We start from the raw sequence: 7,837 nt of genomic DNA, 5'->3' as shown, positions 1-7,837 counted from the left end.
GCACCAGTCCTGGCCCGCGCTGCCCGCGGCTGTCGTCGCGGCGGCCGGGTTCGTCCAACACGATCAGCACTCCTCCGAATCCGAGAAGCAACCCCAGCGACTTGTATCGCGTCAGCGTTTCCCCCGGCAGGAAGGCAAGGGAGACAGCCATTGTCATCAGCGGCGTGGTGGCGTTGTAGATGCTCGCGAGCCCCGAGGACATGTTCTGCTCCGCCCCACTGAACAGCAGCCATGGCACGATGCATTGCGTCGCTGCGAGAAGCGCCATGTGCTTCCAGACGCGAAATTCCCGCGGTAGGCCGATCCGGCTGACCGCTGACACGAGAATCAGCGTGAGCGCACCGAAGACCAAGCGCCACAGAACCACCTGCGTGAAGGACAGACCTTCGAGCCCGATCTTCATGAAGAGGAAACTGGCTCCCCACACCAGCGCAGCTGCGGTGTATTGAATGGCCAGACTTGCCCTCAAAGGGTGAAGTCTCCATGCGGACTGACATCGTGACGAGTGTCGGGTGTGCGTCCGGCAAGAGCTAGTACGTTCAGGACCAGTAGGACCAGGAGGCTGACGACGATGATTGCCATGTGTCCAGCCTGACGGAATGTCCGACACAGGAATAGTGGCAGAAAAGCCAGACTTGGACGATTTTCTGCCACTTTCCCTTTTTTCTGTCACACTCGAAAGATGCTCGCGAAAGTGGTGGTCCCACTGATGCCGATGCGTGGAGCAGGTCCTCGGCCTGGCGGCCGTCCAGCTCGGAGTCGCGCAGGTCGACCAGGACGAGGTGGACGTCCGTGCCGCCGGTCAGCACCTTCACTCCGGCGGCTGCCGCGTCCGGCTGGGTGAGGCGTTCGGCGAGGATGCGGGACCCGGCGAGCGTGCGGGCCTGGCGTTCGGCGAACTCCGGTGTCGCGGCGACCTTGAACGACACCGCCTTGGCGGCGATGACGTGCTCCAGGGGGCCGCCCTGCATGCCGGGGAACACCGCCGAGTTGATCTTCTTGGCGAGGTCGGCCTCGTTGGTGAGGATGACGCCGCCGCGCGGGCCGCCGAGGGTCTTGTGCGTGGTCGTGGTCGTGACGTGGGCGTGCGGTACGGGGCTCGGGTGCAGTCCTGCCGCCACCAGCCCGGCGAAGTGCGCCATGTCGACCATCAGCAGGGCGCCCACCTCGTCGGCGATCCTGCGGAAGGCCGTGAAGTCCAGCTGCCTGGGGTACGCCGACCAGCCCGCGATGATCATCTTGGGGCGGTGTTCCTTGGCGAGCCGCTCGACCTCGTCCATGTCGACGAGGTTGTCCGCCTCGGAGACGTGGTACGGCACGACGTTGAGCATCTTGCCGCTGTAGTTGATGCGCATGCCGTGCGTGAGGTGCCCGCCGTGCGCGAGGTCGAGGCCGAGGACGGTGTCGCCGGGCTGGAGCAGGGCGAAGAAGACGGCGGTGTTCGCCTGGGCGCCCGAGTGCGGCTGGACGTTGGCGAAGCCGGCGCCGAAGAGGGACTTGACGCGCTCGATGGCCAGCCGCTCGGTGACGTCGACGTGTTCGCAGCCGCCGTAGTAGCGGCGGCCGGGGTAGCCCTCGGCGTACTTGTTGGTCGCGACCGAACCCTGGGCCTCCATCACGGCGGAGGGTGCGAAGTTCTCGGAGGCGATCATCTCCAGGGTGGACTGCTGGCGGTGCAGTTCGGCGCGGAGCGCGGCGTGGACCTCGGGGTCCAGCTCCGCCAGGGGGGTGTTCAGCGCGTTCATACGGCGTTCGCGTTCCTCTCGGCGGCCTCGACGACATTGGCGAGCAACATGGCGCGGGTCATGGGGCCCACGCCCCCGGGCATCGGCGCCAGCCATCCGGCGACCTGGGCGGCGTCCGGGTGGATGTCTCCGACCAGGCCCTGGTCGGTGCGGGTGATGCCGACGTCCAGGACGGCCGCGCCGGGGCGCAGCATGTCCTTGGTGATCAGTCCGGGCGAGCCGGCGGCCGCGACGACGATGTCCGCCTCGCGTACGTGCCAGGCCAGGCCCTTCGTTCCGGTGTGGCAGAGGGTGACGGTGGCGTTCTCGGAGCGGCGGGTGAGCAGCAGCCCGATCGGCCGTCCGACGGTGATGCCCCGCCCGATCACGCACACCCGCGCTCCGGCGAGCGGTACGTCGTGGCGGCGGAGCAGTTCGACGATGCCGCGCGGGGTGCACGGCAGCGGCGCCTCGACACCGAGGACGAGCCGGCCGAGGTTGACGGGGTGCAGTCCGTCGGCGTCCTTGGCCGGGTCCATGCGCTCCAGCACGGCGCCCGCGTCCAGGTGGCGGGGCAGCGGGAGCTGGACGATGTAGCCGGTGCAGGCGGGGTCGGCGTTGAGCTCGTCGATCGTCTCCTCGACCTGCTGCTGAGAGGCGTCGGCAGGCAGCTCCCGCCGGATCGAGGCGATGCCCACCTGAGCGCAGTCCCGGTGCTTACCTCCGACGTAGGCGTGGCTGCCGGGGTCGTCACCGACCAGGACGGTGCCGAGGCCAGGAGCCCGGCCGGTTAGGGCAGTCAACTTGGCTACGCGCTCGGCGAGTTCACGACGGATGGCGGCTGCGGTCGCCTTGCCGTCGAGGAGTTGTGCAGTCACCTCAAGGGTTCCTTCCAACGAGGGTGTAGCTGAACGCCCCCTTGAGGGGCGCGGGGAACTGCGCGACAAGCCACGACGCGCCCGCAGGCGATGTCTCACCCACGAAGCCGGGACATCGCCGGATCGAACAAAGGCTCCCCAGCCACTACCGCCTCGACGGACTGGTCGAAGTACCCGATGTGCACGACGGTCCCCGGCTCCGCGAGCTCCACAGGCAACCACGCATAGGCAATGCCCTTGCCGATCGTGTATCCATACGCGGCACTGGTGACGTACCCCACCGCACAATCCCCGTCGTACACCGGCTCCTTGCCCATGACGACGGCCTCGGGGTCGTCGATCGTCAAACACGTCAGCTTCCGCCGGACATCCGCCTTGCGCCGCTCCAACGCCGCCTTCCCGACGAAGTCGTCCTTGTCGAGCTTCACGGCGAAACCGACACCGGCCTCGTACGGGTCGTGTTCGTACGTCATGTCCGTGCCGAAGGACCGGTAGCCCTTCTCCAGCCGGAGGCTGTTGAACGCGCCCCGCCCGGCCACGATCCCGCCCAGCGGCTCCGCCGCCCGCCACAGCGTGTCCCACAGCTTCAGGCCCAGGTCCGCGGTGGTGTACAGCTCCCAGCCGAGCTCGCCGACGTACGACAGGCGCATCGCGGTGACCGGCACGGAGCCGATGTGGGCGCGCTGGGCGCGGAAGTACTTCAGGCCGGTCGCCGAGAAGTCGGCGTCGGTGAGCGGCTGAAGGACGTCGCGGGCCCGCGGCCCCCACAGCCCGATGCAGCAGGTGCCGGGGGTGATGTCACGGACCTGGACCGTGCCGTCGCCGGGGAGGTGCCGGGTGAACCAGTCGAGGTCCAGGTTGCCGTTGGCGCCGACCTGGAAGAGGTCGGGAGCCAGCCGGGCGACGGTGACGTCACTGCGGATGCCGCCGTCGTGGTCGAGGAGCAGCGTGTACGTCACCGAGCCGACGGACTTGGCGACCTTGCCGGTGCACAGCCGCTCCAGGAACTCGCCGGCGCCGCGCCCGCTGACCTCCAGTCGCTTGAGGGCCGTCATGTCGTACAGGGCGACGGTCTCTCGGGTGGTCTGGGCCTCGGCCGCGACGATGGGCGACCAGTACCGCGCGGCCCAGTCGTTGGGGGTGACGATGGAACGGCCCTCGACCAGGTTCGCGTTGGCCTCGTACCACTGGGGCCGTTCCCAGCCGTTCGCCTCCAGGAAGAAGGCGCCCAGCTCCTGCTGGCGGGTGTGGAACGGGCTGGTGCGGATCGGGCGCGGGTCTCCCGACGGCTGGAGCGGGTGGAGGATGTCGTAGACCTCGACGAAGTTCTGGCAGTCGCGGGCCAGCACGTACTCCGGCGCGAGCTGGTGCGCCTCGAAGCGGTTGACGTCGCACTCGTGCAGGTCGAAGGAGGAGCAGTAGCCGTCGACCAGCCACTCGGCCATGGCCCGCCCGACGCCGGCGGAGTGCGTGACCCAGACGGCCTCGGCGACCCAGAAGCCCTTGACGTCAGGGGATTCGCCGAGCAGGGGCAGGCCGTCGGTGGTGAAGGAGAACAGGCCGTTGATGCCTTCCTCGATCTTGGCGTCCTTCGTCGCCGGGAGCAGCGACTGAGTCTCGGTCCAGGCCTCCTCGAAGTCCTCCTCGGTGAACTTCAGGACGGAGGGCATCTCGTCGGCCTCGTCCACGGAGAGGATGTCGTCGGCGGAGACCGGCATCGGGCGGTGGCCGTAGTAGCCGATGCCCAGGCCGTCGAAGCGGTCGCGGTAGTAGAGGTCGGCGTCCTGGTGACGCAGGATCGGGCGGACCGCCTCCTGCGTCTGTCCGGCCAGGGCCGGGACGGGGCCCGTCCAGGCGAGCTGGTGGGCGAGCGGGGTGAGCGGGAGGTTCATGCCCGCCATGCGGGCGATCTTCGGGCCCCAGATGCCGGCGCAGCAGACGACGATGTCGGCGGGGATCTCGCCCTGGTCGGTCAGGACGCCGGTCACCTCGCCCTCGGCCTGCCGGACGTCGAGGACTTCGTGGCGGGCGAGGAAGCGGACGCCGCGCTCGGTGGCCCGGCGGATCTGCGCCTCGACGGCGAGGACCGCCTTGGCGAGGCCGTCCGTCGGCACGTGGAGGCCGGCGAGGACCTTGGCCGGGTCGACGAGCGGGTGCTGTGCGACGCACTCCTCGGTGGTCAGCAGCCGGGACTCGATGCCCCAGGAGGCGAGCCAGCCGTGGCGCCGCCGCAGTTCGGTGACGCGCTCGGGGCTGGTGGCCACCTCCAGGCCGCCGACCTGGAGGAAGCAGGGCTGACCGTCGACGTCGAGGGAGCAGAGCTTCTCGACGGTGTAACGGGCCATCTCGGTCATGGTCTTGGAGGGGTTGGTCTGGAAGACCAGGCCCGGGGCGTGCGACGACGAGCCCCCGGTGGCGGGCAGTGGGCCCTGGTCGACCACGGTCACTTCGGTCCAGCCGCGCGCGGAGATCTCGTCGGCGAGCGCTGCCCCCACGACGCCCGCTCCGATGATGACCACCCGGGGTCCCGCCATCGCCGCACCTCCGACGTTGAAAGCGATCCAGTTGCTGTCTGCGCAACAGGGTTCAGGTTGCGCAACTCAATGTGCCCGCCGTGCATCGGCGTGTCAAGAGGTCCGCGACGCCGGAAAAACACCCGGGGGCGGCGGGGAGAAAGCAGCGCAAAACGACGAGGCCCGGCAGGCTGACGGCACAGCCTGCCGGGCCTCCCGGGCCGGACTCACACGGGTGTTCTCGCGCGCTACTTGATCCAGGCGTCGACCTTGTCGCGGTTGGCCTCGACCCACTTCTTCGCCGCGGCCTCGGGCGCCATCTTGTCCACCGCGATGTACTTGGCCACGGTGTTCTGGTCGTCGTTCGTCCAGGTGAAGTTCTTCACCAGGTCATAGGCCGGGCTGCCCGACTTGGCGAACTTCGCGCTGACGATCTTGTCGAGTTCGTACACGGGGTAGTCGCAGGCCACCTTCTCCGCGTCGGCGTCGCAGCCCTCCTTGTACTCGGGCAGGCTGACCTTCTTCAGCGGCACCTCGGACATGAACCACTGCGGCTCGTAGAAGTAGCCGATCACCCATTCCTTGTTCTTCTCGGCGTTGCGGTAGGCCTGGATGAGCGCGGTCTCGCTGCCCGCGTACACCACCTTGAAGTCCAGCTTGAGGTTCTTCACCAGCGCCTCGTCGTTGGTGACGAACGACGGGTCGCCGTCGAGGAGCTGGCCCTTGCCGCCCGACTCCGAGGTCTTGAACTTCGACGCGTACTTGTTGAGGTTCTTCCAGTCGGTGATGTCCGGGTGCGCCTTCGCCAGCCACGGCGGCACGTACCAGCCGATGAGGCCCTTGTTGCCGGTCGGGCCGGCGTCGACGGCCGTCTTCTGGTCGGTGATGTACTTCTTCTTCAGGTCGTCGTGGCCCCAGTTCTCCACGACGGCGTCGACCTCGCCCGTGCCGAAGCCCTGCCAGGCGATCTCCTCCTTGAGGTCCTTCTGCTCGACCTTGCATCCGAGGTCGTGCTCGGCGACGTACGCGAGGACCGCCGCGTTCGCCTCGTAGCCCACCCACGGGTTGATCGCGAGGTTGAAGGTGCCGCACTTGCCCGAGCTGCCCGAGCCGGCCGCGCTGTCATCGCCGACCTTCGCGCCTCCGCAGGCCGTGAGGGTGAGGCCGAGGACGGCCAGGCCGGCCGCGCCGGCTCTGAAGTGTCGTGCCATGGTGAGGTGCTCCTTATGCTCCGGCGCGGCGAGCCGCTGCCTGAGTGATCCGGTCGAACATGACTCCGAGCAGGACGATGGCGAGTCCGGCCGCCAGTCCCTTGCCGTACAGCTGGCCCTGCGAGAACCCGGCCACGACGTCGTAGCCGAGGGCGCCCGCTCCCACCAGGCCGCCCACGACGACCATCGACAGCACGTAGATCAGGCCCTGGTTGGTGGCGAGGGTCAGGGCGCCGCGTGACATCGGCAGCTGTACCTTGGTGATGATCTGCCAGGTGTTGCATCCGGTGGACATCGCCGCTTCGACGGTGGTCCCGGGCACGGCCCGCACCCCGTCGGCGATGATTTTGATGGCGACGGGAGCCGCGTAGACGATCGCGGCGACGATCGCCGTGAACCGTGTCGCGCCGAACAGTGCGAGGAACGGCACGAGATAGACGAACGGCGGCATGACCTGGGCCGCGTCCAGAGACGGCCTGAGCAGCCGGTCGACGAGCGCGCTGCGTCCCATCCAGACCCCGAGGACGACGCCGAGCAGCATCACGAGCACGGTGGCCACCGCGGTGGACGCCAGGGTCGTCATGGCGTCCGACCACACGCCGGTGCCGATGAGCAGACCCACGCACACGGCGGAGGTGGCCCCGGCACGCCACCCGCCGAGCACCGTGCCGAGCGCGACGAGGGCGGCGCCGACGAGCCACCACGGGGAGTCGGTCAGCAGGGTCTGGAAGGGGTTCAACAGGCCGTTGGTGAGGACGTCGCGGAAGGCGTTCGTCAAGCCCGACAGGTTGTCCTGTGCCCAGGTGGTCACGTCGGTCGCCGCCTTGGCGATGGTGCTGCCGGTGCTGCCCTCGCCGGGGAACTCGGCGGCCCACAGGTACGTGTGCGACAGGTACACCAGGACCGCGGCCATCACGCCCCCGGCCACCAGCAGGTGCCGCCGCCACTTGAGGAAGGGACTGTCCGAGCCCCGTGCCGTGTCGGCCCGTCCGCTCGCGGCGGTGGTGACCCGGTCGAGCACGATGGCCATGACGACGATGGCCAGTCCGGCGTTGAACGCCGTGCCGACGTCCAGCGACTGCAGGGCCTGGACGACGGTCGCTCCGAGGCCGGGCGCGTTGATCAGGGCCGCGATGGTCACCATGGCCAGGGCGGCCATGATGGTCTGGTTGACGCCCATCACCACGGTCCGTTTGGACATCGGCAGCAGGACCTTCAGCAGCGCCTGGCGCCGCGTCGCGCCCATCGAGTCCGCCGCCTCGACGGTGGTCTCGGGAACCGAGCGGATGGCGTGGGCGGTGATGCGGATCGCGGGTGGTGCCGCGTAGATGGCCGTCGCGATGGTGGCGGAGGCCGGGCCGATCAGGAAGAACAGGGTCAGGGGCGCCAGATAGACGAAGGTGGGCATCGTCTGCATGAAGTCCAGGAACGGCGTCACGACCCGGTTGAACCGGTCGGACAGACCGGCCCACACTCCCAGGGGAAGGGCGAACAGCAGCGCCACGAAGACC

The 7,837-nt window shown here is 68.8% G+C and carries 6 protein-coding genes; all 6 read right to left on the bottom strand.

Annotated elements, in window-relative coordinates; genetic code table 11:
* On the bottom strand, positions 1 to 403 hold a 403-nt coding region (locus ABT116_RS36745), incomplete at its 3' end, for an EamA family transporter (RefSeq protein WP_351643216.1).
* A gap of 136 nt (positions 404 to 539) precedes the next feature.
* Positions 540 to 1,745: a serine hydroxymethyltransferase gene (gene glyA, locus ABT116_RS36740; RefSeq protein ID WP_351643213.1), complete on the bottom strand. Its 1,206-nt coding sequence runs from the start codon at positions 1,743 to 1,745 to the stop codon at positions 540 to 542.
* Positions 1,742 to 2,602 carry a bifunctional methylenetetrahydrofolate dehydrogenase/methenyltetrahydrofolate cyclohydrolase gene (locus ABT116_RS36735; protein WP_351643211.1) on the bottom strand — a complete coding sequence of 287 codons (861 nt, stop codon included), beginning with the start codon at positions 2,600 to 2,602 and terminating at the stop codon, positions 1,742 to 1,744. Before ABT116_RS36735 ends, glyA begins: the two co-directional genes overlap by 4 nt.
* 95 nt (positions 2,603 to 2,697) lie before the next feature.
* Complete coding sequence (locus tag ABT116_RS36730; protein WP_351643208.1) at positions 2,698 to 5,136, bottom strand: GcvT family protein; 2,439 nt, start codon at positions 5,134 to 5,136, stop codon at positions 2,698 to 2,700.
* Positions 5,137 to 5,363: 227 nt separating this feature from the next.
* Positions 5,364 to 6,326: an ABC transporter substrate-binding protein gene (locus tag ABT116_RS36725; RefSeq protein ID WP_351643205.1), complete on the bottom strand. Its 963-nt coding sequence runs from the start codon at positions 6,324 to 6,326 to the stop codon at positions 5,364 to 5,366.
* 13 nt (positions 6,327 to 6,339) lie between these two features.
* Positions 6,340 to 7,837 (bottom strand): ABC transporter permease (locus tag ABT116_RS36720; RefSeq protein ID WP_351643203.1); only part of this gene is annotated, 1,498 nt, incomplete at its 5' end.

The organism is Streptomyces sp. NPDC002130, from assembly GCF_040296465.1.
Lineage (GTDB): Bacteria > Actinomycetota > Actinomycetes > Streptomycetales > Streptomycetaceae > Streptomyces.
The sequence above is the reverse complement of the archived record's forward strand: the minus strand, read 5'-3'. Positions and strand labels throughout refer to the sequence as shown.

What these genes read in the sequence shown, in the direction of transcription:
- ABT116_RS36725 (WP_351643205.1), bottom strand. Translation starts at nt 6,326, where the DNA reads ATGGCACGACACTTCAGAGCCGGCGCGGCCGGCCTGGCCGTCCTCGGC.
- ABT116_RS36730 (WP_351643208.1), bottom strand. Translation starts at nt 5,136, where the DNA reads ATGGCGGGACCCCGGGTGGTCATCATCGGAGCGGGCGTCGTGGGGGCA.
- glyA (WP_351643213.1), bottom strand. Translation starts at nt 1,745, where the DNA reads ATGAACGCGCTGAACACCCCCCTGGCGGAGCTGGACCCCGAGGTCCAC.